1 protein-coding gene is annotated in these 533 nt (G+C 67.3%); it reads left to right on the top strand.

Features of this window, described 5'->3' with window-relative positions:
- Positions 1–64 precede the first annotated feature (64 nt).
- On the top strand, positions 65–533 hold a 469-nt coding region (locus tag AC1D15_RS36525), incomplete at its 3' end, for a PhoU domain-containing protein (RefSeq protein WP_477829936.1).

Below are 533 nucleotides of genomic sequence, written 5' to 3'. Positions count from 1 at the left end.
AGCCGAAGAAGAAAGACACTGAGGACTACATCACCGGCCGGTTCGGTTGAGCGGAGGAATCACCATGACGGACAAGCACCTTTCCACCCAGTTCGACACCGAACTCAGCGGCATCTCGACACGCGTGCTCGAGATGGGCGGCCTGGTCGAGTCGCAGGTCGCGCAGGCGGTCTATGCGCTGACCAACTTCAGCGGCGACATCGCGAGCGACGTGCTGCGCAACGAAGAGCGCGTGAACGCGATGGAGATGGAGATCGATCGCGACCTGTCGAGCATCATCGCCCGCCGCCAGCCGACGGCGCGCGACCTGCGCCTGCTGATCGCGATCTCGAAGACCATCGCCAACCTGGAGCGCGTCGGCGACGAGGCGGCCCGCATCGCGCGCACCGTGCAGCGGCTGATCAACACCGGCGTGTCGAGCCGGCTGCGCCTGCCGGTCAACGACCTGGCCTTCGAGGCCGAGCTGGCGGTGRCCCAGCTGCGCAAGGCGCTCGACGCCTTCGCGCGGCTCGACACCGCGAAGGCCCTCGAGG

Source organism: Rhizobacter sp. P2_H2 (genome assembly GCF_056403375.1).
Note: the sequence above shows the minus strand (reverse complement) of the source record. Positions and strands in the feature narration are given on the sequence as shown.